Annotated in this window: 18 protein-coding genes; 3 read left to right on the forward strand and 15 right to left on the reverse strand. The window is 58.4% G+C overall.

Going from position 1 to position 26,297, the window contains the following annotated elements:
• Positions 1 to 50: 50 nt before the first annotated feature.
• The 9 genes from EQG79_RS08820 to EQG79_RS08860 all read right to left on the reverse strand — a co-directional run bounded on the left by EQG79_RS08820 (position 51) and on the right by EQG79_RS08860 (position 11,243).
• Entirely contained in the window at positions 51 to 902 is an 852-nt protein-coding gene (locus EQG79_RS08820) for a carbohydrate ABC transporter permease (RefSeq protein WP_077921786.1), read from the reverse strand.
• A gap of 89 nt (positions 903 to 991) precedes the next feature.
• Complete coding sequence (locus EQG79_RS08825; RefSeq protein WP_077921787.1) at positions 992 to 2,287, reverse strand: extracellular solute-binding protein; 1,296 nt, start codon at positions 2,285 to 2,287, stop codon at positions 992 to 994.
• A gap of 76 nt (positions 2,288 to 2,363) precedes the next feature.
• On the reverse strand, positions 2,364 to 3,428 hold the full coding sequence (locus tag EQG79_RS08830; protein ID WP_077921788.1) for a LamG domain-containing protein: 1,065 nt from the start codon (positions 3,426 to 3,428) through the stop codon (positions 2,364 to 2,366).
• A 45-nt stretch (positions 3,429 to 3,473) separates the two neighbouring features.
• On the reverse strand, positions 3,474 to 4,976 hold the full coding sequence (locus tag EQG79_RS08835) for a RagB/SusD family nutrient uptake outer membrane protein (protein ID WP_129601209.1): 1,503 nt from the start codon (positions 4,974 to 4,976) through the stop codon (positions 3,474 to 3,476).
• Between the two features lie 11 nt (positions 4,977 to 4,987).
• The gene (locus EQG79_RS08840; protein WP_165358860.1) at positions 4,988 to 8,452 is read right to left on the reverse strand and encodes a SusC/RagA family TonB-linked outer membrane protein; all 3,465 of its coding nucleotides are present in this window, start codon (positions 8,450 to 8,452) and stop codon (positions 4,988 to 4,990) included.
• A gap of 38 nt (positions 8,453 to 8,490) precedes the next feature.
• On the reverse strand, positions 8,491 to 9,582 hold the full coding sequence (locus EQG79_RS08845; protein WP_129601211.1) for a FecR family protein: 1,092 nt from the start codon (positions 9,580 to 9,582) through the stop codon (positions 8,491 to 8,493).
• A gap of 109 nt (positions 9,583 to 9,691) precedes the next feature.
• Complete coding sequence (locus tag EQG79_RS08850; protein ID WP_129601212.1) at positions 9,692 to 10,291, reverse strand: RNA polymerase sigma factor; 600 nt, start codon at positions 10,289 to 10,291, stop codon at positions 9,692 to 9,694.
• 187 nt (positions 10,292 to 10,478) lie between these two features.
• Positions 10,479 to 10,781, reverse strand: coding sequence for a hypothetical protein (locus tag EQG79_RS08855; protein WP_129601213.1), 303 nt, complete (start codon positions 10,779 to 10,781; stop codon positions 10,479 to 10,481).
• Between the two features lie 30 nt (positions 10,782 to 10,811).
• Positions 10,812 to 11,243 carry a hypothetical protein gene (locus tag EQG79_RS08860; RefSeq protein WP_077921793.1) on the reverse strand — a complete coding sequence of 144 codons (432 nt, stop codon included), beginning with the start codon at positions 11,241 to 11,243 and terminating at the stop codon, positions 10,812 to 10,814.
• A gap of 532 nt (positions 11,244 to 11,775) precedes the next feature.
• On the opposite strand from EQG79_RS08860, the gene EQG79_RS08865 reads away from it, so the two are divergent.
• The gene (locus EQG79_RS08865) at positions 11,776 to 15,576 is read left to right on the forward strand and encodes an endo-1,4-beta-xylanase (protein WP_129601214.1); all 3,801 of its coding nucleotides are present in this window, start codon (positions 11,776 to 11,778) and stop codon (positions 15,574 to 15,576) included.
• A 136-nt stretch (positions 15,577 to 15,712) separates the two neighbouring features.
• Here EQG79_RS08865 and EQG79_RS08870 read toward each other — a convergent pair whose 3' ends face one another.
• Both EQG79_RS08870 and EQG79_RS08875 read right to left on the reverse strand, forming a co-directional pair.
• Positions 15,713 to 16,549 (reverse strand): DUF2490 domain-containing protein, encoded by an 837-nt coding sequence (locus EQG79_RS08870; RefSeq protein ID WP_129601215.1) that lies wholly within the window; start codon positions 16,547 to 16,549, stop codon positions 15,713 to 15,715.
• A 151-nt stretch (positions 16,550 to 16,700) separates the two neighbouring features.
• Entirely contained in the window at positions 16,701 to 17,441 is a 741-nt protein-coding gene (locus EQG79_RS08875; protein WP_129601216.1) for a hypothetical protein, read from the reverse strand.
• A gap of 364 nt (positions 17,442 to 17,805) precedes the next feature.
• Between EQG79_RS08875 and EQG79_RS08880 the strand changes: the two genes are divergently transcribed.
• Together EQG79_RS08880 and EQG79_RS08885 are read left to right on the forward strand one after the other, a co-directional pair.
• Complete coding sequence (locus tag EQG79_RS08880) at positions 17,806 to 18,330, forward strand: hypothetical protein (RefSeq protein ID WP_077921797.1); 525 nt, start codon at positions 17,806 to 17,808, stop codon at positions 18,328 to 18,330.
• 317 nt (positions 18,331 to 18,647) lie between these two features.
• Positions 18,648 to 19,016: a hypothetical protein gene (locus EQG79_RS08885; RefSeq protein WP_129601217.1), complete on the forward strand. Its 369-nt coding sequence runs from the start codon at positions 18,648 to 18,650 to the stop codon at positions 19,014 to 19,016.
• 67 nt (positions 19,017 to 19,083) lie between these two features.
• Here the strand turns inward: EQG79_RS08885 and EQG79_RS08890 are convergent, their stop codons facing one another.
• From EQG79_RS08890 to EQG79_RS08905, 4 genes are all read right to left on the reverse strand, one after another.
• Complete coding sequence (locus tag EQG79_RS08890; protein WP_129601218.1) at positions 19,084 to 20,229, reverse strand: glycerate kinase; 1,146 nt, start codon at positions 20,227 to 20,229, stop codon at positions 19,084 to 19,086.
• A gap of 24 nt (positions 20,230 to 20,253) precedes the next feature.
• Positions 20,254 to 21,213 (reverse strand): D-2-hydroxyacid dehydrogenase, encoded by a 960-nt coding sequence (locus EQG79_RS08895; protein ID WP_129601219.1) that lies wholly within the window; start codon positions 21,211 to 21,213, stop codon positions 20,254 to 20,256.
• 23 nt (positions 21,214 to 21,236) lie between these two features.
• Complete coding sequence (locus tag EQG79_RS08900; protein ID WP_077921801.1) at positions 21,237 to 23,009, reverse strand: L-lactate permease; 1,773 nt, start codon at positions 23,007 to 23,009, stop codon at positions 21,237 to 21,239.
• Positions 23,010 to 23,082: 73 nt separating this feature from the next.
• Positions 23,083 to 25,248 (reverse strand): alpha-amylase family protein, encoded by a 2,166-nt coding sequence (locus tag EQG79_RS08905; protein ID WP_129601220.1) that lies wholly within the window; start codon positions 25,246 to 25,248, stop codon positions 23,083 to 23,085.
• Positions 25,249 to 26,297: the final 1,049 nt, after the last annotated feature.

Genomic DNA, 26,297 nt, shown 5'->3' on the forward strand with positions numbered 1-26,297 from the left:
CAATCACTCAACCGCTAACTCGCTCAATAAGAATCACTCAATGAAAAAGGTTAGTTTTCCTGTTCGACATATCGTTTCTGGATGGCTACGACGCCCAGGATCAGCAGGGCGAAGAAGAAGCCGAGCGTAGCTGAGTAGCCCATATGGTAGTACTGAAACGCCTGTTTATAGATATACATGACGGCCGACAGGGTGCTGTTCAGCGGGCCGCCCTCGGTCATGATGTAGGGTTCGATAAACAGCGAAAACCCACCGATGGTCGAGAGTACGACGACCATAAAAATGGTGGGGTTGATCATGGGTAGGGTGATGTAACGAAACTTCTGCCAGGCGGTAGCGCCTTCCATATCGGCGGCTTCGTAGTACTGAACCGGTACGGTTTGCAGGCCAACCAGAAACAGAATCACGTACAGCCCTACGTTTTTCCAGGTGGCCATCAGCGCAATGGCGTACATGGCGATACCGGGTTCTTCGAGCCAGGCCACGCGGGGGAGCGACAGCGCCGTCAGGCCCCGGTTCAGGATGCCCGCGTTGAAACCCAGCAGCTGTTGCCAGAGAATGGTCACGACCACGCCCGATACAATGACCGGCAGAAAAAACGCCCCCCGAAAGAAAGCTTGACCCCGTATTTTCTGGTTGAGAAACTCGGCCAGCGCCAGCGCGACCACGATCTGCAACGGAATATGCACCAGCAGGAAGCGGAGCGTGTTGTAGATGGCCTGCCAGAACAGCCGGTCACTGAACAGCCGCCGGTAATTATCAAGCCCCACAAACGTCATGGGCGAAATGATATTCCAGCTGTGGAACGTCAGCACCACCGAGAACGCCACCGGAAACGCCACGAAGACCGCGAAGTACAGTAGGTATGGCGAAACCAGCCAGTAAGGAATCTGTTTTTTCATAAGCTCTTTTTATTGAGTGAGTTAGTGATTGAGCGATTGAGTGGTTCACCTGTTAAGACCTTCACTAACTCAATCACTCATTCGCTAACTCATTCATTGGCCGGTTCGCTCCTTAGTAAGACATCAACGGCTTCGGCGGCATCGCGGATGGCGGCTTCGGGGGTTTTGCGGTCGTACACCACACAAGCTTCGTATTCCTGCGAGATGATGTCGAACACTTCGACGATGACTTCGCTGTTATCGACGCCCCGGATGTAGCGTGACTGCCGGGCAAAGGGAATCAGTTTCGGGTTCTTCTGCAAAAACGGCTGAAAATACGGGTCGGTGTCCACGTTGAGCCGGTTCGGGAACTGGCCCGTCAGCTCCATCAGCCGCAGGTCGCCGGGTTTGTCGACGAGGGTTTTGATAAAGGCCCAGGCGGCTGTGGGGTCGGGGCAGGTATTGAAGATGACAATGTTTTTGGGGTCGCCGTAAGTATAGGCCGGGCCGGTATGGGTGTCGGGAACGGGCATTGGCCAGGTGTCGTACTGGAGGCTGGTGTCTTTGTATTTCTCCAGAAAACCCACCTGCCAGGGCCCTGTAAACGAAGTAGCGATGCGCTGGTCGAGGAAAGGGTCGCGCGTGGCCGACAGGCGTTCTTTCGAGAAATAGCCGTTGCGGTAAAGCTGTTGTAAAAACCGGAAGACGCCCACCGCGTGTCGGTTATTGAACGCAGCCCGGTTGTTTTTGATGAGTGGCGCACCGTTCGACGCGGCCAGGTAGAGCGGGTAGAAGTTGAAAAAACGCTGGTACCAGATCACTTTCACCTCCGTATAACCCAGCCACTGGTCCGTATAGCCGTCCTGGTTTACGTCTTTTTTGAGCCGCTGGCCCGCGTTCAGGTAGCTCGAATAGGTATAGGGTGGGGGTTGTAAACCCGGCCCTTTGACCTGTCGTGTGTTGCAGAGGGTCATAATAGGGTTCACCTTCCAGGGGACCTGGTAAATATGGCCGTCCGAGGAGGTAATTTCCCGTATGACGGCCGTGTCGCAGCGGGCGCGCAGGAACGACATAAACCCGCTGATGGTGTCGAGCGGTACGAGGACGCCGGCTTTGGCGTACATCTCCACGCTGCCCTGCCACATGTTGGCGTAGATATCGGGCGTTGTTTTGCCCACTACCGAGGCCAGAATGATTTCTTCGCTCGACTGCCCCTCCGGAATGGGCTGGTAGCGCAGGGGTTTGTCGGGGCGGGTGCGTTGCCAGCGGTCCGTAAACTCCCGCGCAAAGGTAATTTCAGCGGCATTGTTGGAACACCAGAACAGCAGCGGTCGCGATGCCTGCTCCTGTTGGCATCCGCTGGCCAGCAGCCACAACGCACCAATCAACCATCCAGTTTTTTGCATACTCAAAGCTAAACAAAGCCCGGTAAGGGCGGTGCTCCTTAAATCGGTGCACCGCCCCTGCCGGACATAAACAGTACTATTGGCTCTTCTCGGCGTTGTAGAGCGAGGTAATCTGGGTACTGGTCAGCACGGCGTTGTAGATACGAACGTCGTCCATCGCCCCGGTATAATAGCCGCCCCACGGCCCGTTGAAGTTGTTGCCGTCGGCATCGTCTTTCTCGTTATTCTGGTACAGGCTCGTGGGCAGATCCTGACCGATGGTCATGTTGATCGTGCTTTTTACGGGGGCCAGATCGCCCGTTACGTCGGTCCAGCTTTTCACCAGCGTGCCATCGATGTAAAAATTCATCTCACCCGACTTGTAGGTGGTGGCAATGTGGTACCACTTGTTGCGGGCCAGCGTAACCGACTCGTTATCCTTGTCTTTGGCGCCGGTCGTGGTCTTCACCGTGAAGAATACCTTATTGGCCTCCTGCAGCTGGATTTTGTAGCCGTTCCAGCGGTTCAGCGCCAGCAGGTAGTTGCTGGCCCGGGTGGTATCGCGCTTGATCCACATGCTGATCGTAATCTCTTTCGAAGGGTTCAGTACCGAGTTGTACGGAATCTCGATGTTGCCGCCCTTGTCGAAGTAATACGCCTGGTTCGCGTTACCGAACCGATCGGCCGTCAGCACCGGCAGGCCCGCGCCCCACTGTGCACCACCCGTTTTCAGCGTACCGTTGAACCCTTTACCCGATGCGTCGTTGGCGTTGCCGTTAAACAGCATGTGCAGCACGAGTTTGTCGGGGGCGATTTCGGCTACCTGCTTGCTGCGGAAGGTCGTGATGGCCTGACCCAGGTTTACGTTGGCGTTGTTAACGGCCGTCTGCGTCGCGTTGTTGTCGTTACTTACCGTCGTAGCGGCATCGATGGCAGTCTTGAAAACGGCTTTCGAGCCTACTTCGTAGCGGCCGATGGCGGTGCCTTCTACTGCGTTGTTATGCAGGGTGTTGGCGCTGTCGAGCCGGGCCCGGAGCGCAGCTTTGTCGACCGGGGCTACATCCGGGCCGTCGTCTTTCTTACAGGCCTGAAACAGGGTAAACAGCAGGCAAAGCATCAGCAGACTGCGAAGCACAGGGGTACTGGTTGTTACGTTTTTCATACGTGTATTGGGATTTTATAGGATTACTGAAAAAAGGAAACTGGGTTAAAAACGAAGCTTTTTGTTGGTATCCCGCTCACTCTGCGGTATCGGGAAGTACCGGTCGGTGTCGTAGCTGAACGATGGTTTGTCGCGCAGGGCGGCCTGGGCGTAGTCTTTGCCGTAGCGGATCAGGTCGAAGTAGCGATGAAACTCGAAGCCCAGCTCGACCCGGCGTTCGCGCCGGATTATGTCGCGCAGGCTGGACTGGCTCGTAGTCGTGATGTCGGGCAGCAGCCCCGTGGGTACGGCCGGGCTGGCAGCGCTCAGGCGCGTATCGTAGAGGTAGCTTTCGCGGGCGCGTTTCCGAACCCGGTTCAGCGGCACCAGCGCATCGGCCGACCGACCGGCTTCGTTCAGCGCTTCGGCCTGGATCAGCAGCACTTCGGCATAACGAATCGTCACGTAGTTGAGGTTGCCGTCGCCTTTGGTGCTTCTGGGAACTTCCGTTACCGGCTGCACGTGTTTTTTGTTGAGATAACCCGTGGGCGACCATTGCGGGTCATAGGCGGTGCCGTCGATCCAGGGCTGACCCGCGCGGGCTACGGTATAGTCGAGCCGGGGGTCAACCACGCCTGCGCTCGTTTTCTCGAAGGCGTCGACGAAGTTCTGGGTCGGCACGTTGAAGAAATAGCCGTTCTCGGTGTTGCGCGGGGCAAACCACTGGTTCAGCCGGTTGCCGGTAAACGGAACCTGCCCCGTCAGGTGCTGTACGGCGAAAACTGTTTCTGAACTGTTCTTATGCGCCTGGTCGAAGTTCTGGCTGTAGACTGGCAGCAACTCGTAGGTGCCGCTGCTGACAACCTGCCCGGCGGTTTCGGCCGCCTGCTGCCATTTGCCCTGAAACAGATACGCCTTGGCCAGCAGCGCCTGCGCGGCCCCTTTGGTAGCCCGACCTACGTCGGCGCCGGTATATACAGCGGGTAAGCTCCGAATGGCTTCCTGCAGATCGGGTTCGATAGCCGTCGTATACACCTGGGCCACCGGCGACTGTTCGATCTGAAGCTGGTCGGCATTTTTAGGTTCCAGCAGGACCGGCACCGGCCCGTAGATGTTGACCAGGTAGAAGTAATTCAGCGCCCGCAGAAACCGGGCTTCGCCCACAATCCGCGCCTTCAGCTCGGCCGCCATCTCGATGGTCGGTACCTGCTGAATAACCCGATTGCAGCGGCTGATTCCTTCGTACAGAACCCCCCACTGCGACTCGACCGGTCCGTTGTTGGGAAATACCGTGAAGTCATCGATCAGACCGATGTCGGCCTGGTCGCCGGGGTCGCCCCCCTTGGCCGCATCGTCAGAGGCTACGTCGCCGAACACCCACAGTCGGTTATTGTCCGACGCAAACGTCAGGGTTTGGTAGGCGGCATTGAGGGCCTGCAGGGCCTGGGCCTGGGTTTTATAAAAAGTTTCTTCCGAATAGGCCGCCCGCACCTCTTCGTTCAGGAAGTTGGAGCAGCTGCTGGCCGTAATCAGCAGGGCCGTGGCAACAAGTATCGTCTTCTTTTTCATAACGAATGGCGCTAAAAACTGACCGTTAATCCAGCCGTGTAGATGCGGGCGCTGGGGTAGGTGCCCCAGTCGATTCCCACGGCTACGTCGCCCCGGAACTGTTCATTGTTGAGGTTGTCGCTGCTCTGCTGTTCGGGATCCAGGCCGGGATACTTCGTCAGGGTGAACAGGTTCTGGCCGCTGAGGTAGACCCGCAGGCCCGTTGATCCGAACTTTTTGGCCAGCGTGGCGGGTAGGTTATAGCCGATCTGGAGGTTCTTCAGGCGGGTATAGGCGCCATCTTCCAGAAAACGGGTGGAGGGCTGTTTGTTGTTGGCCGATCCGCTCCACGAGACGCGCGGCTGGCTGTTGCTGGTCCCCTCGCCCCGCCACCGACCGTCGACAACGCGTTTGGTGACGTTGAAAGCCCGGTAAAACCCTTCGATGTCGGTAGCCACCTGGTAATAGATCTTGTTGCCCGATACGCCCTGAAAAAAGGCCGACAGATCGAAGTTTTTCCATTGCAGGTTGGCCGTCAGCCCGTAGGTCAGCGTCGGAATCGGGCTACCCACGTGCGACCGGTCGAGTTGGGTGATCAGCCCGTCGCCGTTGGTGTCCACGAACCGGACGTCGCCGGGGCGGATGGTGTTGCCCTGAAAAGCGCGGGTGAAAATCTGCCCTTCGTTCTGGAAAATACCGTCCTGCTGAAGCAGGTAAAAAGACCCGATCGGATGGCCCGGTTCGGTCAGGGTAGCGAAGACGCCATTGTCGATCCGGCCACCGGGAATGGGGCGCCCGTCGCTGAGCGAGAGAACTTTGTTGCGGATGAACGACGCATTGGCCGTAATATCATACGAGAAATCGCCTTTTTTGTCGCGGTAGATCAGGTCCAGTTCCAGCCCCCGGTTTTCTACTTTGCCGGCGTTCACGTAAGGAGCGGCTGCGCTGCCCCCCGAGCGCGGCACCGGTATCGGCACCAGGATGTCGGACGTCTGCTTCACGAAATAGTCGGCCGTGAGCTGAAGCTTGTTCTGAAGCACTCCGATTTCCAGGCCAATATCCGCCTGGGTCGACGATTCCCATTTCACGTTGGTATTTCCCCGGCTCACGACGGCATAGCCAGCTACCGGCTGCGGACTGGCGCCCAGCACGTAATTGTAGCCACTGCCGATGAGCGACGCGTACGGGTAGTTACCAATGTCCTGGTTACCCAGCTGGCCGATGCTGGCCCGTAGTTTCAGCTGGGAGATCGTTTGGGCGAGGGGTTGAAAAAAGGCTTCCCGATCGATGTTCCAGCCAACCGAGCCCGAGTAAAAATTGGCGTAGCGGTTGCTGGGCGAAAAGCGCGACGAGCCGTCGCGCCGAACGTTGACCGACGCCAGGTATTTGTCTTTATAGGCGTAGTTGACCCGGCCGAAGAGCGAGAACAAAGCCCAGCGCGAATCCCCTTCGAACGACTGCCGGCCGGTGATGTCGGCGCCCTGCCCGAGGTAACGCAGGTTGGCGACCTGGTCGATGAAGTTACGGTCCGAGCCGCCAATGTCGCGGCTGACGCTGCGGATGGCTTCGGTACCGGCCAGGGCGTTGATCTGATGGTCGGTACCCAGGGTCAGGTTGTAGTTGAGGGTATTGTTCCAGGTCACGGTGCTGGCCGGGCTGAACCGGTTGACCAGCGTGGAGGGGCTGTTGATGCGGTTGTTGGTACCCCAGTTTTCGTTGAAGGTTTTGCGGTTAACGATGTTGAGATCGAGTCCGCCGGCCGTCCGGAACCGCAGATTCTTCAGTATCTGCCACTCGCCGAAAATGTCGCCGAAGACCCGGTACTGCTGTTCCTTGTTGTCCTGTTTCTCGGCGAGACCCACCGGGTTATAGCCATCCCCGAAGAAAGCCGGGAACTGGGGCAGGTCGGCATAGTCGCCGTTCTGGTCATAGATCGGGGTAGCGGGCGTATGAAACAGGGCATACCGGACAATACTACCCCCGTTGCCGCCGTAGCCATCGCCCGAGCTGCCGACAATAGACCGTTGCGAATAAGTAATGTTCAGGTTGGTGCCAATCTTTACTTTGCGGGCAATCTCGGTGTCGACGCTGGTGCGGAGGGCGTAGCGTTTGTAGCCCGAGTTCAGTATGATACCCTGCTGGTCGAAGTAATTGCCCGATATCAGGTAGTGAGAGCGTTCGGTGCCGCCACTGATCGACAGCTGGTAGTTCTGGATGGGGGCGGGGCGGAAGATCGCCTGCTGCCAGTCGGTATCGGGTACCTGGAGCGAGGTCGGGATCAGGGGCCGTTGCAGGCTGGGGTTGGTGATCGTGGCGTTGTCGTTGGTGGCCGCTTCGTTATAAATGCTGATGTACTCCTGAGCGTTGGCCATCGGAATCAGCCGGCCGTGCTGCTGAACGCCCGAATAGGCGTTGAGCGTAACCCTCGGGGCGCCGGTCTTGCCCCGTTTGGTCGTGACAACGATTACCCCGTTGGCGGCCCGCGCGCCGTAGATCGCAGCCGACGACGCATCTTTCAGCACCGACATGCTCTCGATATCAGCCGGATTCAGCACGCTGAACGCATCCTTGGTTGGCACACCGTCGATGATGAAAAGCGGGCTGTTGTCGTTGATCGTGCCGACCCCCCGAATCCGTACGGACACGCCTTCGCCCGGTGCGCCCGTGGCCTGGGTGACCCGCACACCCGACGATTTTCCCTGCAGCGCCTGATCGATGCCCGCTACCGGCAGCCGGTCAATATCCTTGGCCGTTACCGTCGATACCGCTCCCGTCAGGTCCGACTTTTTCTGGGTGCCGTAGCCGACCACTACTACTTCCGACAGCGATTTGTTGTCTTCGACCAGCGTAACGGTCAGGGTACTGCGGCTGCCCACCGGAACCTCCTGGCCCAGATAACCCACCGACGAAAACTGAAGAACGGCCTGATCGTCGGCCACGGCAATCCGGAAGTTGCCCTGCGCATCGGTGCTGGTGCCGGTCCGGGTGCCTTTGACAACCAGATTGACCCCCGGTATGGGCTGATTATTGGCGTCGACGACCGTACCCGTAATGGTTCGGTCGACCGAAGCCGGGGCGTCGGGGGCTACCGAGGCCCGGAAGTCCGTGGCGGGTGCCAGCCCGGCCTCACCCGCTTTCGGGCGCAGGATGATCAGTCGGCTGCCCGTTACGGCATAGTCGATCTGGAGCGGGTTGAGCAGGTCGTTCAGGACCTTTTCGAGCCGTTCGTTCCGGGCGTTCAGGCTGGCCCGCCGGTCGGCCCGGATCAGCTCGTAGCTATAGGCAAACTGAACGTCGACAATCTTTTCGAGCCGCTCCAGAATGGTCTCGATCGGCTGGTTGGCCATCGACAGGCTAACCGTGCGCTTCAGCGGGTTCTGGCCGCGAACCGGCTCGGCCAGCAGGGTGCCTACAAGGCTGGTGAGTAAAAGAAACGGAAGCAGGGTAAGTCGCATGAGCCAGCGGTGACGGGAGCGATGGAGTAGCGTTTTCTTCATGGATGGAGTTGAGTACGGGGTGAAAAGAAAGGATAAGGTCATCGACAACCCGCCGACTGAACAACGAGCTGGCCGTCCTGGAGGGCGTAGGTCGAGCCGGTACTGGCGGCAATGATGTCGAGCCGGGCCAGCAGCGACGGATCGTCGAGCCGGGCAGTGAGCGTACAACCCGACAGCGCTTCCCGGTCGTACTGAATAGCGATGCCATAGGCTTTGGCCAGCGCGTCGAGCACGATCGGCAGGGGCGTGCGCCGGAACGAAAAGGCCTGGGTGGTGGCCGGAAGCGTAGTCGCCGTAGCCCGGTTCACCTCGCTCTTTACCAGGCGCGCATCATCGGTCGAGAACGTAGCCTGCTGGTTGGGTAGCAGCACAACGGCGGCTGGCCGGGGCCGGTGGCGGGTGGACCGACTGGCGAAGTCCGGGTTCGTCGATACGGTTACCTTTCCGGTTTTGACCACTACGTTGACCGTGCCGCCCGTTTCGGGGGCGCTGATCAGAAAGCTGGTCCCGAGTACTTCGGTCGTTAGCTCACGGGCAAACACCCGAAACGGCTTTTGGGGGTTGCGGACCACTTCGAAAAAGGCCTTGCCGGTCAGGTAAACGTCGCGCCGGGAACCGTCGAACCGGGTTGGATACCGAACGCGGGCGTGATGCTGCAGAACGACCAGGCTCCCATCGGCCAGCTTCACCAGTCGGGGAGCCGCCTGCGTATTACTGACCTCGACCAGGGCTGCGGTCAGGGGTGTATTCTGTACGGTACGGCTGGCTATCGGGGGTGTCTGCTGCTGCCAGTACCACCAGCCCAGCCCGCCGGCCGTCAGCAACAGTGCCACCGAAGCGGCTACCCGCAGCGGCTGCCAGCCCGACCGGCTCCATAGCGGGCGAACGGGCGTCTGGCGCTGCGACGGAGCTGCCGACAGAAGCTGCCCCACGGCGTCGCTGATCTGCTGGTCGGTTACCGGGGGAAGCTCGCCCCGGGCCGTGAGCAGAAAGGTGCGCGCCAGGTCGGCACTTTCCTGCTGCTCGGGGTGCTGGGCCAGGTAACGCGGCCAGTACGCGGCTTCGTCGGGCGGGTTAACGAACACCCACCGGCGAAACGATTCGTTGTCAATGAAATCCTGCGGAGTCAAGGCCGTTGTCCGGTCTACTCAAGGGGCGTCGGTGCCGCTTGTAGCACGAGGAGTCGGCCGGGCAGAAAAAGTAATCGCCGGGTATGAAAATTTTATCAAAAAATAAAAATTAAAGCAGGAATGACAGCAGAAACAGGGCGTAGGAGAGGTCCTGCCAGTGGTCGCGGAGGTTGTGCAGGGCGTGCTGGAGGTAGTTGGCCACGACCTGCCGGCTGAGGCCCATGGCCGTAGCGATCTCTTCGTAGCTCAGGTTTTCGTAATAGCGGAGGTAAATGGCCTCGCGCTGCCGTTTGGGGAGCCGTTCGAGTGCTTGCCGGAGGCTCTCGTGCAGCGATTGTTCGTGCTCGGCCTGTACGTAAAGCGTTTCGGGATTGGCGAGCCAGTCGGTAGCCACCAGGTCGGAATCCACATCGGTACTGGTGCCGTTCTGTTTCACCTGGCGTAAGACGTTATTGCGCAGTGACACAAAGAGATAAGCTTTGACCGAATGCAGCGCCGGAATGGTCTGCTGCTTCTCCCACACGGTCAGAAACAGGTCCTGAATACAGTCCTGAATAAGGGCGTGATTGGTCGTTAGTTTGGTGCCGTAATGAAACAGGGCGCGGTAGTGCCGCTCCGCCAGTAAACCCAACGCTTGCTTATCTCCCGTTCGTAGCTTCTCCCACAGTGCATCATCCGATAAGGTACTGGGGGCCGATGAATCAGACATGTGTAGGTATCCTCTCTAGAAACAGACCCTAATATTACAATTAATTAAGGGGAAAGTTTAAGTATATATACTAAGCCGACATTTATTATAGTGTTTTTGCCAGTCAAAGGGCCTGCCTGTCTGGAGGCAGCAACAAAAATCCCCGACACGAGTGCGCCGGGGATTCTGAGCATTAACCTAACCTAACTTAGTTTCGTCGATGGGTGGTCGTTGCCACGGGCTGGGGCGCTGGGGCCTGCTGAGCAACGGCTGGCTTAGGCTTATAGATGGCTCCGGTAGCGAAATCGACCGGAATGCTGATCAGCGGGAACAGCAGAATATCGGCAACCAGCGCGCCCGCCCGTACCCGGCGCTGGGGTTCGCCCGGCATGGGTCTGCGTTTTTGCGATTCGGTGACGCGTCCGCCGAATACGGTAGCACAACTGGTTAGCGAGCTGCCCAGCGTAAGCGCCGTCAGCAGCAGGAGCAGGTAGTGTCTGGGTGATTTCATGCGATTGGGGGAAAAAGAGGACGATTCGGGTTATTTGGTAGCGGTAAGCGTAAACGGATTGTTGGCGGTGTCGCGGCCGTTGACCACGAATTGGTTGGCTTTGCCCTGGGCAAACGTCTGGCCGCTGTATTCGTAGGTAAAGGCGCTGCCATTTTCCCGAACGGTTACGTCGTTCAATACGTCGTTCAGAAAGGGGTTGCCGTTCCGGAGCGATATGGCAAAGGCGATGCGTACGGTGGTTTCGGTCTGGCGGCTAATGGTTACCGTTCCGCGCAGGTTGGTTTCGTCGGCGGGAAGTGTCTGGCCGTTTGAACTCAGCTCGGAATACGTATAGGTGCCCGCTACGCGGTCAGACAGGTCGGTGGGTTGCGGAACGACATTGTCTTTTTTACAGGCGGTCACCAGTGTGGCGCTCAACAACAGAGCCAGCCAGACCAGTCGGAAATGGAGTAGAGGTTTCATCGGTATTGTTGTGTTTTGGGTTGTCGCCGAAGCGGTTATAAAAAGAGGATTGGGGCCGTCTGGCTCGTTGGTGGCCGGCCGGTGATACAAAGTTGGCAGGGAGCCGTGGCCCGGCGAAGTAGCGGATGGGCCAACCGACAGATGAGCGTCCTGAAGCGGTTGAAAGCGGGACTGAACTGACGAGGTGTAGTGACAGCAGGAACGTTACAGGAAGCGGGTAAACAAGGTCTGATGAGCAGACAGCCCTGTTCCGATGGACTCGTCTGTGCATTGTATGGCATCGGATTTGGCGCTCGCCCGCTGTTGCAATCAATTGCAGTAATGCAGAATATGGGCGCTGCATACGGTTACCTGTTTACGCGCTGTTTGTATAAATTAGTAGTATGAATCAGGGTGTGAATAGGACTATACGTTACTAATTAATAAAAAAATATAATTTATAGGTCGTATTGTTCTATCCGGTTTTTCCATATATACTTGTGCAATCGATTGCAAAATTTCCATTGCTCAACCTTTACCCATCAATTAACCCATGCACACTGTTTACCGACGGTGGCTGTACTTATGCAGTATGGCCCTGTTGCCCAGCTTATCGAAAGGGCAGCTACCAATAATTATCGAAGCAGAAACCGGTACCATCGGCACCACCGCGCCAACGGCTTTCCCGGCCGAGTGGTTCGTGGCCACAACGGGGGGCGTCTCCTACGTCCGGAATGCCGTCACGCTCAATACCGGCACCGCCAACGCCGGGTCGGGAACCCGGGCCAACAGCAACATCCCCGACCGGGCCGAACGGATCATTACCTACTCGATCAACGTTCCGGCGCCGGGCACCTACGACCTGTTTGCCCGCGTCAACGTGCGCGGAGGATCTGGTAATGACGCATTTTTCTACGGAAGCAGCTTCGGCACCAAGCCTATTGGAACGGATAACAGCAATACCGACCCGGCCAATGACTGGATCAACGCCAACAACCTGGGTAACACCGGCGGAGGAGGGGCCGCCGGCGTTGGTCATAACTGCAGCAGTCAGGTGGTCGACATCACCGATACGTACCTGCGGAGCGTGACGAACGGTAACTCGACCGGTACGCTGGTCAACTGGAAGTGGATCAAACTATCGGCCATCACCCTGACCAATCTGGGCCCGGGTGTTCCGGGTAACTACGAGAACGGGGTGTCGTTTACCGTGCCATCGGCGGGTACCTATACGTTCCAGATCGCCGGTCGGGATGCCGAACTCTGGATCGACAAGCTGGCCTTCTGCCTCAGTACCGATGGAGCTTCGCCAACCCCCAACCGCCTGTATTATACCGTCAGCAATCTCGACAGCGGAACCGCCGGGTCAACAACGCCACCCGCTCCGCCCTATACACCCCCCACCACGCAGCTACCGATCGCTACGGGGAAAAATAAATTTCTGGGGTCGGTCTATTCGGGTAGTCAGATCGCCAACTTCAACCGGTACTTCAACCAGGTAACCCCCGAAAACGACGGCAAATGGGGATCCGTAGAGGGTACGCGCGGCACCTTTAACTGGACCGCCCTCGACGCGGCCCGTAATCTGGCCAAAAGCAACGGCTTTCCATTTCGCATGCACGTGCTGGTGTGGGGACGGCAGCAGCCAACCTGGATGAAGACACTCTCCGATGCCGAACAGGTCGTCGAAATCAAAGAGTGGTTCCAGGCGGTGGCGAATCGTTATCCGGATCTCGAATTTCTGGAGGTCGTCAACGAAGCGCTGAACGATCCGCCGAATAACGAAGGTGCCAACGCATCGGATGCGGGCAGCGGCAACTACCTCAAAGCGCTCCGCTCGCTGAATGCCGAACTGAACACCACCCCCGGTACCTACGACTGGGTCGTGAACGCGTTCAAGCTGGCCCGGCAGTATTTCCCCTGCACCACTAAGCTGGTCATCAACGACTACGGTATCGAGAATAATACGGCGCTGGCCACGACCTATCTGGGCATTATCAACCAGCTGAAAGCCGACAACCTGCTCGATGTGGTGGGAATTCAGGCCCATTCGTTCTCGACTAAAAAATACAGCGCCAGCCAGAGCTTCGAGGATCATACGGCTTTTCTGCGGAGTAACCTGGACCTGCTGGCGTCGGCCGGCATCCCGATCCAGATCACCGAACTGGATATCGACGGCGACGTGGGTGCCACGGATGCCGAACGCGATGCGAACCAACTATCCGAGTACCAGCGCATTTTCGGGTTGTACTGGAACCACCCGGCCGTTACGGGTATAACGCTATGGGGGTATCTGAACGGCCACTGGCGGAGTGCGCAGCTGGCCTATCTGGTCGACCCCTGTACCAATACCGAACGGCCAGCCCTGCGCGATTACCTGAACAATACGCTCGGCAATACCCCCAACAGCGTGCGGGCATCGGGCAATCCTGACCTCGGTAACCGCTTCATACCGTCCATCTGTGGCGTACCGGCTTCGCTGACGGTGGCCTGTCTCTCCAGCGTTCCGGTGGCCAGTACAGCCGCCATTACCGTAACGCCCACCAACTGCTCCGGACCGGTAGCGATTACCGTAGCCGATGTGGCCACAGCCGCTACGGCCGACTCGCCCTACCTGATTACCCGAACCTGGTCGACTACCGATGCCTGTGGTAACAGCCGCAGCGCGTCGCAGCGGATTACCGTAACCAACCCCGGCTCCGTAAGCCTGGAGGCCGCGACCACTACGCTGACCTGCACGCAGCCCGTTGTTAGCCTGTCGGCAGTAGGGGCGGGAACCCTGCTGTGGTCGACGGGCGAAACAACCTCCGCTATCTCGGTCAGTGCCGCCGGGCCGTATTCGGTTACGCTCACGGGCGCGGGCGGGTGCGAATCGACCGCGTCGGTGACGGTTTCGCAGAGCCTGACGATTCCCGAAGCGCCCAACGCCAGCAGCCTGACGGTAACGCTGGGGGTAACGAACGTGAACCTGACGGTAACCAACTGCGCCGGTACGGTCAGCTGGAACGGGGTCGACGGAACGGCGTCGCTGCCGGTATCGGCTACGGCCGTCGGTACCGTCAGCTATACCGCTGTCTGTAAAGTAGGCAGCTGTGCCAGTGTCCCCACCCAGGTAAGCCTGACGGTGGTGCTGCCCGCCCCGACCCTGAGCGTCTCGCACCGCGACGACGACCGGGGCCGGACCGACAACAACATCATCCGACCTTACCTGCAACTCAATAACGAAAGCAGCAGCCCGATTCCCTACAGCGAGATTACGATTCGCTACTGGCTGACGGTTGAGGATTTTGCGCCCATGACGAACCTGTTTGTGGACTGGGCCCAGCTGGGTACGAACCGGGTGAAGATGACGTATGTACCACTGACGCAGCCGCGCGCGGGTGCCCTGGGGTATGTCGAATACAGCTTCGATGCATCGGCCGGTCAGCTGCCCGCCAACGGGAACTCCGGTGAGATCCAGAGCCGGATCGGTAAACAGAACTGGACCAACCTCAACGAACTGGACGACTACTCGTTTGCCAACCGCACGGCCTACACCAAAACCGATCGTATTACGGTATACCGCAACGGGGTGCTGGCCGGAGGGGTTGAGCCGGCGGTGGTAGCACCGGTACGCGCGCTGGCTGTTTATTCGGAGAACAAGAACGCCCGGCCCAATACCAACCAGATCAGAACCCATCTGAAACTGGCCAACGAAGGCAGCGTACCGGTCGATTACAGCCAGCTGACGCTCCGCTACTGGTTCAGTGCGGAAGGGAATCAGCCGCTGGTCTATACCGTCGATTATGCCGAACTGGGGAACAGCCGCGTACAGGGACGGTTCGTGAAAGAGAATCGGGCCGGTACGGATACGTATCTCGAACTACGTTTCGCGCCCGATCTGGGTCAGCTGAACCCGCTCAGCTCGACCGGTATCATCCAGCAGCGGATCAACAAGTCAGACTGGTCGGACTTTAACGAAACCAACGACTACTCGTACCGGCTACCGGCTTCGCTGGCGGCCAACCCAACCATTACGGCCTATCTGAATGGGTCGCTGGTATACGGTCAGGAGCCGGGTGCCGCGGGGGCGCGGCTGGCGGCCGGTGAGATGCCGTCGGGCCTGCAGGTGTCGGTGCTGGGTAACCCAATTCAGGGTGATGTCGTTCAGGTGGCTGTGCGCGGGGTTGAAGGACAGCCGTTGCGGTTTGTGCTGACCGATACCGAAGGTCGGCTGGTGGCCGAGCGGTCGGTGGCCCAGTCGGAGGCAGTAGAGCGCCACCAGTTCTCCATTCGCCAGTCGTCGGCGGGAGTGCTGTTGCTGAACGTGAGCACCAACCAGCAAAGCCAGACCATCAAACTGCTGAAGCCCTGATTGGCGGGTATAGGTAACCAGCTGATCAATGCATAAAAAAGGCCTGCGACCTCGTGTTGCAGGCCTTTTTTATGGACAGATAAACCACATAGCCAGGCCGTCAAGCCGTCGTTTGGAGAAGGCTTCCCGATGCTGCCTATTTTCGGCTGAAGTCGAGCGTATGGTTGAGGTTGAGCCGGAAGCCGTTGTTGATTTCAAATACCGACTGGCCCGAAGCGGGATCCGGCTCGGCATGCTGAAGAATCTGGTTGAGATAATTCAGTTCCAGCTGAAATCCGTTTTTGAACTGATAGCCCAGTCCACCCGAAATCCGGTTCTGGTTGAACACATTCTCGCCCACGTTTTGGCCGAAACCGATGAACAGTTCGTCGAAGAAGTTCAGGTAAAACTCCTGATCGTCGATGGTGGGGCCGTGCAGCGCCAGATCGCCGGAAACCTGGTAGCGAGCCCGGTTCTGAAAAGTCCAGCTGGTAATGCGGCCGACGGGCCCCTCGGTCGACGCGGTTTCGGCCTGTTCGGCCAGCCAGCGCTGTTCGAGCCGGAACCGGTGGCTCAGCGTAAGTCGCCCGTAGCTGTCCTGAAGCTGAATATCCTGGTGAGTCCGGTGTTCGGGATAGGGGATGCCCAGGTCGGCCTGCGGGTAATCGCCGAAGGGAAAGGTCACAAAATACGTGTACCCCCCCGCCAGCGACACCCGGTCCGACAGGGCGTAGGTGGCGCCGAGCCGCGCCAGCGACTGCTGCCAGCTGCGGATCAGATCGATCCGGCGCCACTGATATTCGGCGTGGATTCCCCATTTTTTGGTCAGGTTGTAATCGCCATTATAAACGTACCAGCCAATGGCGTTACGATCCAGCAATCGCTGACGCTGGGCAAAGCCGGGGGTTGCCAGCAGCAGTAAAAGGCCAGTAAGGAGTAGGGGGTACCAACCGCGTACGGCTACTGATTCTTTCTGGCGTATACGGCTGATCATGGATGGGGAAGTTACCATTGCTTACCTATATACATACGTACAGGGTAAACGGTTCAGGTACCTACAGCGCCGACACGCCCCGGACCGACAGCCAGAATGATAAAGACCGGCTCTGTTCGGGCCGGTCCTGTCAGGTGGGTAAGGGAACTGATTAAAACTTGGCGGTAACTCCCAGGCGCAGTGCTGACACACCGTAGCCAACTTCGGCAAAACCACCCACTTTATCGCTGAACATATAGCGGCTTCCCAGGTGTACGCCCAGAAACAGACCGCTGTTATACGGACTTACGTAATCGTTGTAGCCGTAGTTATCGCGGTAGCCGGCATAGCGGAAGCCCAGCGTAGCGCCAACGTACGGGTCGAACTTGTCATTTTCTACGCTCAGCAGCTCACCCAGGTGGTACGAAGCCCGGGCACCAGCGTAGACGAAGGTGTAGTTCCACTTATAGCCCCCCGAGTTATAACCGTAGCGGAGGTAATCGACGGAGCCGCCGACCGATATGTTGTTTTTCATGTCAACTTCAAACGAAGCGCCCAGGGGTAAGCCGCCACCGTAATAAGCGGCCAGGCCGATGCCCAGGTTCAGGTATTTCTGACGGGCCAGCTGCGCCGAAGCGGCCGGCCGCGGAGCTACCGACGGGCTGGTCTTCGGGGCCGGTGCTGCATGAGCCTGGGCAGCGGGGGCGCTGGTCTGGGTAGCTACCGGTTTTTGGGCCGAGGCCACCGGCTGGGCGGTTGCGGTGCGTGGCGCGGTCGACGCAGGGCGGGTGGTGACGGTCGGTTTGGCAGGGGTGGCTTTGCGGGCCGGTTGCTGCGCCAGGGCTGGTCCGGCGGTGCCGAGGGTCACGGCCATAAGGGCGAACAGGGCGATGCGGGTACAGGAGATAGTCATGAGTATTTGGTTGTTTGGCGGTTGAAAAGAGGTTTGTGAAAGCCGCTAGATCGGCGATGCTGGCACAAACCTACCGCCTGCCGGTAGCCCTTGTCGATGCTCGTATACACCAACTGTCATTTTGGGTAAGTCAACGGGTACTTTTCGCGGGTGAAGCGGGAAAGCGGGCTCATCCGCGCGGGAAAAGCCTGTTTTTAGCCTTCTGGGCGGGGTCTGGTCAGTTGAGCGGAAGCTTGTGCGGGTTCATCCGCAACTTATGCCGGTTCATGCGGCTAGCGGTTCCGGTTAGGGTGGGCCCCGGTCAATCTTTGCATCGTCAGTTCGCCGATGGGCTGACTAACCAAAACCAAAAACAACTGGACTAATGAAAACGTCAACCTTCCTCTTTACCCTCAAAACCGCCCTGTTTGGTCTGTTGCTCCTGACCGCTTCCTGTAAAAAAGATACCGAAGAGGCCGTTACACCCGATGGCGGTAGCGGATCTACGCTGGCCTGCGCAGGAAAAAACCTGCGCCTGGCGGCTCTGAATTTCGACCCGGCTATCGACCTCGACGGGGATGGTAAGCTGGATAACGATCTGCTGAAGTTCATGGACGACTGCGCCCGCGACAACACCATCGTTTTCGAAAAGAACGGGAAGCTGTCGGGCAGCGAGGGCGCCAAGGTTTGCCCGAACACCGGCGACGACAGCCCAACCAGCTACGGCCCGAGTACCTGGACCTATAACCCACAAACCCGACTCCTGCGAATCGTTGCTAATGGCGATGCCACCGACGTGACCGAATGGAAAGTGCTCGACGTTTCGGGTAGCCAGCTGAAAGCAACCATCGCCACCGAATCTGGCGACGGTACTGAAATGAAAATGGTGATGACCTGGCAGGCCCAGTAAGCGATCCTGCTCTTTGCGTACCCCTGCGGCATCGGCGTCACAGCTTCCCGATCCGCAGGGGTTTTTCGTGTGCGCGGGATGGAGACTGCCTACGCGCTGGAGCGCATAACGGCTCGGGATCGAATGGCCCGGTGGGCGGCCTGAACGGGGCGGATTTGCTGGTTACAGTTCAGGCCATTTTTCGTCGGCTTCAACCAGTATTAGCGGCATCCCAGCGGGTATCGATTGCGCTTGGGGGTGGGCATCTGCCATCTTTGATTCATCAGACCGCCGAAACCGTTTCGGCGGCTGAAACATCCTCTAAACAACAACTACCGATGAACACTTTCTTTGCCCTTGCTCTCGCCTGCACACTCAGCACGGCCCCCAACACCGACGACAAAACCCTGTCCCGGGAAACGACAACCTACGTCGTGACCAACAAGATGGCGATCTGGCTAACCGAAGCCGGCAAGCTCAAACTGTCGGTTGGTCAGCACGATGGCAGCGCGGTCATCAAACTCTTCGACCACAAAGGCACGCTGTATACCAATCGGGTGGGCCTTCGGAAGGGAATCCATCAGACGTTCGATCTGACGCAGATTACCGAAGGTACGTACCACATCGAGGTAACCATTGGCGACGAGGTTGTGGTCAAAACGATCCGCGTCGAGCGCCACCAGTCGCCCGTGTTTCGGTTGGGCTAGTTTAGCCGAACGCCGGGAGACGGGAACGGAGGGTCTGCTTATAGCGGCATTCTGTTCCCGTCTTTTTTTAGGGCGACGATACCGGCCCGTGGGCAGCCAGCAGATTCCCCAGCTGCCGGGCGGTACGCGTCAGATTCGTTTCGGTATGCAGGAAGGCGGCAGGCAGGTCGGTGGGTTCATGGCCGATGGCGAGCAGCGTATCGAAGTACTGACCAAGGGCTTCGCTGGGGTGCAGTGGAATCCGGCCGGCCAGCCCGACAACGGGCAGCCGACGTTGTTTGGCGCGGAATGCTACCCCGTAGGGCCCTTTGCCGTGCAGGGTCTGCTCGTCGATACTCCCTTCGCCGGTAATGACCAGATCTGTCTTTTCCAGAAAGCGGTCGAAGCCGGTGAACGTCAGAAAAAAATCGATCCCGTTGACGAGGCTGGCGCGGAGAAAGGTGCGCAAGCCAGCCGCTACCCCCCCGGCCGCTCCGCCATGCCTGACCGTAGCCATGTCGACCCCCGTTTGCTGCCGGGCCACTTCGGCCAGGCGGGCCAGGCCTGCGTCGAGACGCTGCACTTGGGCTGGCGTGGCGCCTTTCTGGGGGCCAAATACCGCGGCTGACCCCGCCGGTCCGACCAGCGTGTTGTCAACATCGCAAAGAATGGTCAGGTCGCTGGTCAGCAGCCTGAAGTCGAGCCCGGCCGTGTCGACGCGGGCGAGGGCGGTTAGCTGATCGGGCGTGGTCAGTTCCGCACCGGTGGCGTCGAGAAACCGGACGCCCAGCGCGCGCAGGATGCCGGTGCCGCCATCGACCGTGGCCGACCCGCCAACCGCCAGCACAAACCGGGTCGCGCCCGCGTCGAGCGCATGTCGGATCAGTTCACCCGTACCGAACGAAGTAGCCCGCAGCGGGTTCAACTCGTGGGGCGGCAGCAGGCGCAGCCCCGAGGCATCGGCCATCTCGATAATAGCCGTCTGGCCTTCGTCAACCAGCCCGAACGATGACATAATGGGCCGCCCAAACGGATCGGCAACCGTGGCCGGCACCCGCTTTCCCCGACGGTGGTCTACCATCAGCGACCCCGTTCCGTCGCCACCATCGCCAATCGGAAAGCAGGTACAGATGCAGTCGAGACGGCTCTGCAACAGGCCGTTCTGGATAGCCAGGGCCACTTCCGGCGCGTTCAGGCTGTGCTTGAAGGCGTTGGGCGCGATGAGAATATGCATAGGCTATAGGGGCCAGCGGCCTGTTCAGGAACGAACCTGGTTGACTGGATTTCCGGCCTGAAAAGCCGCCAGGTTGCTGACCGCAATCTCCATCAGTCGGGCGCGGGCTTCCTGGGTGGCCCAGGCGATGTGGGGCGTGATGAGGCAGTTTTTGGCGCTGAACAGCGGGTTGTCGGCCGCGGGCGGTTCGGTCGATAAGACGTCGATACCGGCCCCGGCAATGACGCCTTCGTTGAGGGCGTCGGCCAGGTCCTGTTCAACGATGACGGGCCCTCGGGAGGTGTTGAGCAGAAAGGCCGTAGACTTCATGCGGGCCAGGTTCTGGCGGTCGATCAGGCCTTTGGTTTCCGGAACGAGGGGCGTATGAATACTGACCACGTCGGCCTGCTCCAGCAAGTCCGGAATGTCGGCCCACCGGAAATTGGGACGGTGCGACTGGTCTGTCCGGTGGCGTTTGGACCCGATGACGTTCATGCCGAAGGCCGTGGCTACATCGGCCACTTTTTCGCCAATGCTCCCGAACCCGATGATACCCATCGTTTTGCCGGCCAGTTCGATCAGCGGATAGTCCCAGAACGAGAAATCGGCCGAGCGGGCCCACTTGCCGTCCCGGACCGAATCGCTGTGGTGCTGAACGTGCAGGGTTAGCTCGAGCAGCAGCGCAAAGGTCAGCTGCACCACCGACGCCGTTCCGTAGCCTGGTACGTTGGTCACAACGACCCCCTTTTCGGTGGCGGTCTTAACGTCGACGATATTATAGCCCGTGGCCAGCACGCCAATGTACCGGAGGGCGGGCAGTTGTTTCAGCACGGCTTCGCCCAGGGGCGTTTTGTTGGTCAGGAGAATGTCGGCATCCTGGGCTCGTTCCAGCACCTGATCCGCGGAGGTTCGGTCATATACCGTTACCTCGCCCAGTTTTTCGAGCCCTTCCCAGGACAAATCGCCCGGATTTAATGTATACCCATCGAGTACGACAATCTTCATAGTACGCGGTTGATTTCTCGTTGCTAGTTTTCCGTCGATGCGCTGACCGGGGCGGCAGGTTTGGCCGTCCGCAGAATAACCGATACCAGCCCGGCCAACAGGACCGCCAGGCCGACAAGATACGGGTAGCCATTCGATGGATTGGGTGGAGCCGGGGTATTTTTTACGTCGGTCAGCTCATAGGTCGGAATAATCCAGCTGATCAGATAAGCCTGCGCCAGGGTAATGAAGCAGATGAAGAGCAGCATGAAAAAGCTGTGCTTGACCGTAAACCGGAACAGCTGCGACTCATGACCAACCAGGTTACCGGCAGCCGCAGCCACGGCGATGGACTGCGGGGAGATCATCTTGCCAACGACCCCGCCCGATACGTTAGCTCCTACCGTCACGACCGGATCGACTCCGATCGATTCGGCCGTAGCGTATTGGAGTTTACTGAACAGCGCATTGGCCGAGGTGTCTGAGCCGGTGATAAACACGCCCAGCCAGCCCAGCACCGGCGCAAAGAACGGAAACAGAACGCCCGTGCTGGCCAGCACCCGCGCCAGCGTGAGGGTGATGCCCGAATCGTTCAGGATATACGCAAACCCCAGCACGGCCGCTACCGTCAGAATCGGGAATTTCAGCTGGCTGAGCGTGGCGCCAAAAATCGTTAGTCCCTGCCGGTAGGGTAAGCCAACCAGCGGCAGCGCAAGGAGAGCCGCCAGCAGAATAGCGGTACCGGCTGCCGACAGATAGTTAAGCTTGAATAGCTTGGGTAGCAGGGCTCCGCTTTCGCTTTGAATGGCATTATGAAGGCCCGGAAATTCGAACTGTACCTGACCAGTTGCGTTCAGCACCTCTTTGATCGGCTGAAGTCCCCAGGCAATGATGAGTACGGTCAGCACGATAAACGGCGACCACGCCCGAATGATCTGCCCGCCCGAATAGTGAACGGCTGTAGTCGGGGTGGGGGCCGGTTCGTTGTCGAAGCGCCAGATCGTCCTGGGCTTCCAGAACCGCAGAAACACCATCAGGCTCAGGATAGAACCCAGGCCCGCGATGACGTCGGGCAGGGCCGGCCCCAGAAAGTTGGACGATGCAAATTGCAGCAGCGCGAACGATAAGCCGGATACCAGCAGGGCCGGGGTAATTTCGCGGGCTTTCCGCAGCCCGGCAATGATGCTCACCAGATAAAACGGCAGGAGCGCCGACAGAATCGGGAGGGTGCGGCCCACCATCTGCGAAATGGGCAACTCCGGGATACCCGACACCTGCGACGCTACCGTGATGGGGATTCCGATAGACCCAAACGCAACGGGGGCCGTATTGGCAATCAGGCAGATACCCGACGCGTAGAGCGGGTTGAACCCCAGCCCCACCAGCATGGCCGCCGTAATGGCCACGGGAGCCCCGAATCCGGCGGTGCCTTCGAGAAACGAACCGAACGAAAACGCAATCAGCAGGGCCTGTAACCGACGGTCGGCGGTAATCGAAGCCATGACGTGTTTGATGATCTCGAACTGACCGCTGGCTACGGTGATGTTGAACAGAAAAACGGCCATGATCACCAGCCAGCAGATCGGAAACAGGCCGTACAATGCCCCGTGGGCTACCGACAGCAGCGCCAGCCCGGCCGGCATGCCATACAGGCCGATGGCCAGCAGCAGCGCCAGACCCGTGGCGATCAGGCTGGCCTGATACCCTTTCATCCGGCGAATGATCAAGGCCCAGAAAATAAACAGAATCGGGATGGCCGCGACCAGAACGGACAGGGTAATGTTGTTGAACGGATCGGTAACTTGTTTCCAGACCATGGGCAGGCGTTGGTTAAGCGGTAGATAAACTCCGTTGCGGGTTGTTGAGTCGAAGCAGATAGCACCGGCCCGGCTACACCAGGTCGAGGGCAACGATCTCGTGGTCGAGGATGCTGGGTACGGTGACGAGGATCTGGTCGTTTTGGCGGGTGAAAGCCGGTATCTGACCGCTCATAAGCAGTTTCACGCCTGTCACCGTAGTGCCTGCCGGAACCCGGACCGTTACCTGCGCGGCCACCGGAATAAGCTCCCGAAAAGGCCCTTTCAGCATCATCGGATTGGTCAGGTTAACGAGATGAACGGTCATCGATTTCTGTTGACGCCATACGTTGATGTCGAGTACGCCCGGTCCGGTTACGCTCACAATAGGCTCTTCGCCGAGCGCCCAGCGGATGACGTTGCCGAGCAGCTGACCATGATCGGTGTTGAGCAGCTGCCAGAACGATCGATCCAGGTCGCCGGGCAGGTAAGCCACCCGCGACCTGCCAATCTGGCGCAGGTACAGCTCGCGCGTATCGGTCTCGGCCACCCGTGGGTAAACGTCTTCCATCGGCAAATCCGGATAGGTCGGAATCAGGGTTACCGGACTGGGGAAGGGCATCGTTGGGGTGACCTTTACCCGGTGAATGGCATTGATAATCCGGGGCGTATCGGCCAGGCCGTTCAGGATGGCCTGGCTCTGGCGATCGGCGGGGGTGTGGCGCAGGTGCAGGTAGCTGTTGCGCAGGGGGCCTTCTACCTGGCTGGCGTAAGACACGCCGAAGAGGCTCGCCAGTCCGAAGTCGGGCCGCTGCTGACCGTCTTCGGTATATAATGAGGTCTCGAAGGTGGCGATCAGGCTGCCGCCCGCGTCAACGAAAGCCCGCAGCTGCTGACACTGGGCATCGGACAGCGCTGCCGTGTTGGGCAGGATCAACAGCCTGAATCGGTCCAGATCGCGGGGCGTAAGCAGCCGGTCGTTGACCATATCGAAGGGGACGCGGCTCTCGACCAGCGCCTGGTACATACCGTCGAGGTGGTCGCTGCTTTTCTGCTGCCAGGGTTTGCCGCCGTAATTACGGTCGGTCTGCTCGGAATAAATCACCCCCACGCGCGCCATCGACGCCGTGTTGCGCAGGTAGGACTCGTTTTTATAGTAGCCTTCGTACAGGCGGGCTACGGCTTCCATCCAGCGTTTGTCGTAAATGTCGCCCCCGAATTTGACGAAGCACGGGCGCATGCCGTTGGCCGTCCCTTCGGCTACCCAGATACGAATTTCGGCGTCGCTCTGCACCGAGTCTTTCCACCGGAATTCTTCTTCGATGCCGACGCTGAAAATGCCGATGAGCGGTTTCATGCCGAGCGTAGCGCGTAGTTCCTTGGCGCCTTTGCCATTGGCCCAGGGTGCCATCAAACCGCGCCGGGCCTGCTGATCGGCGAAGAAAAGATCGGCTTCTTTACCGGTCATCACCTTGTCCGGAAACCCATTGGGAATAAAGCGGGAGGCCGGGCGCTGTTTCCGGATCTCCGAATCCCAGTGCATCCACAGCGCCCGTAGCCGGGTCATACGCCACTCGGCCCACTTCCGGTAGGTTGGTTCGAGTCGGTCGATCTTTGCCGGCAGCGCCAGCCCCGTGGCCTGTTTGAATTGCCGGGTACAGTGCTCGCAGTAGCAGATGTCATGGCCTGCCCAGCGGTTGGAGAAGATGCCTTCGGGCTGGTACCGCTGCATGATCTCGGTGTTGACCCGGGTCATAAACTCGAAGTTGTACGGCCCCAGCGCGCAGGTTACCCACAGGTCGGGATTGGCCCAGTGCCGACGCTTCTGGCCATCGGCCGTTACGGCAATCCAGTCGGGGTGCGCGTCGTACACATCCTGCCGGGCCGCGTGCGGATCAGTCCGGAGCATGATCGTCATACCCTGTTTTTTACAGCCCTCAACCAGGTAGCCGAGCGTGTCGGTATTACCCAGAAAATCGCTCCGGTGGTGCAGCGGTATCTGAGTCGGGTAAAACGCGACCACGCCCCCGGCGCTCAGCAAGGCTCCATCGGCATGAATGCGTTTGAAGTAGCGGAGCCAGAAATCCGGATCGTAATGGCCGGGGTCGCGCTCAACGAAGGCCAGCTGTGCCCACCGCATCGGCCCGTCGAGCCAGAGTGGTTCGGCAGGGGTCGCTCCCGTGGCCAGTACTGATGGCCCCGACAGGGCATAGGCACCACCCAGCAGGCTGGTTGTTCGGATAAACGTTCTTCGTTTCATGCGGGTAGGGGTTGGGCTTCGGCTGATCAGCGGAGCGGAAAAGGTGACAGATCGATAAAGCGAAGAGTTGGGTTGGTTTACCGGTTTTCAGGCAATCGGGTTCGCTCCGTGAAATTTGGCGCCGGTCTCAAAACATTCAAGCCGATTCTCAGTCGATACCGGATTGATACCATTTATTTATTCGCCTGTAATCCTAAAAAATCCGTCCTTTTTTTTAGGATTACAGTTTTTAGATCAATGAGTAGCGGGCTAACCTACGGGGGAGCAACCTGGTTAATTCTTCTTTAGAGTTTGACTGTGAATGGTCGACCGTATGATATGACTGACGAAGTATGGCCCCATTTTCATGGCGCTGACTAGGCCGTCGAACCAGAAAACGTTCCCCAAAAAGAGGCATAATTATTCACGTACGTCGTTCTCAGTTTTAGGTCGGCAGCGTTGATAGCTGACGTTATCGGTTAACGAAAAAGTTAGCTTACCAGAAAGGGCCATTCGCCTGACTTCAGACACATCGGCACTTGTTAGCTCAAATGGAATAGTAGAAAAATACTTGACCTGATTCAGGAATTACGCGTAACCCGGTTGCTAACTGGAAAATAATTAGTTGTTGTTATGAAAGATTATGTTTCCGTAAAAGAGAAAATCTTAATAAAGTCTATATGTAGAATATACTTTGTTGTAATACATTTATTTGGAAAGGTCAGCCAGGTATGTCATACGCCCGACTATCAGGTGATGGGCTCAGTAGTCGCGTCCGCCAGAGAACGTTGCCTGTTTTTAGTTTAGAAAGAGCACCGGCTGGCGTAGCAAGGGCCTTGTTTTCGAAACCTATGGTGCATTTAATTACCGGAGCAACCTGGTTAGCATACCATTATTTTTGTAGATGACCGCAGTTTAATTTGTTCGATTCGCCTGTAAATGTTCGATTCTTTTCCCGTGCATAAAGCGTCTTTATACAGTCTGGCATAAGTAACCGAGGATTCGTGTTTAAGTAGATTTAAACAATGATGGTCGGTTTAATTAGGCGAATAAATTGAAAAATAAAACGG

The sequence above is a fragment of the Spirosoma sordidisoli genome, assembly GCF_004138325.1.
Classification (GTDB): domain Bacteria; phylum Bacteroidota; class Bacteroidia; order Cytophagales; family Spirosomataceae; genus Spirosoma; species Spirosoma sordidisoli.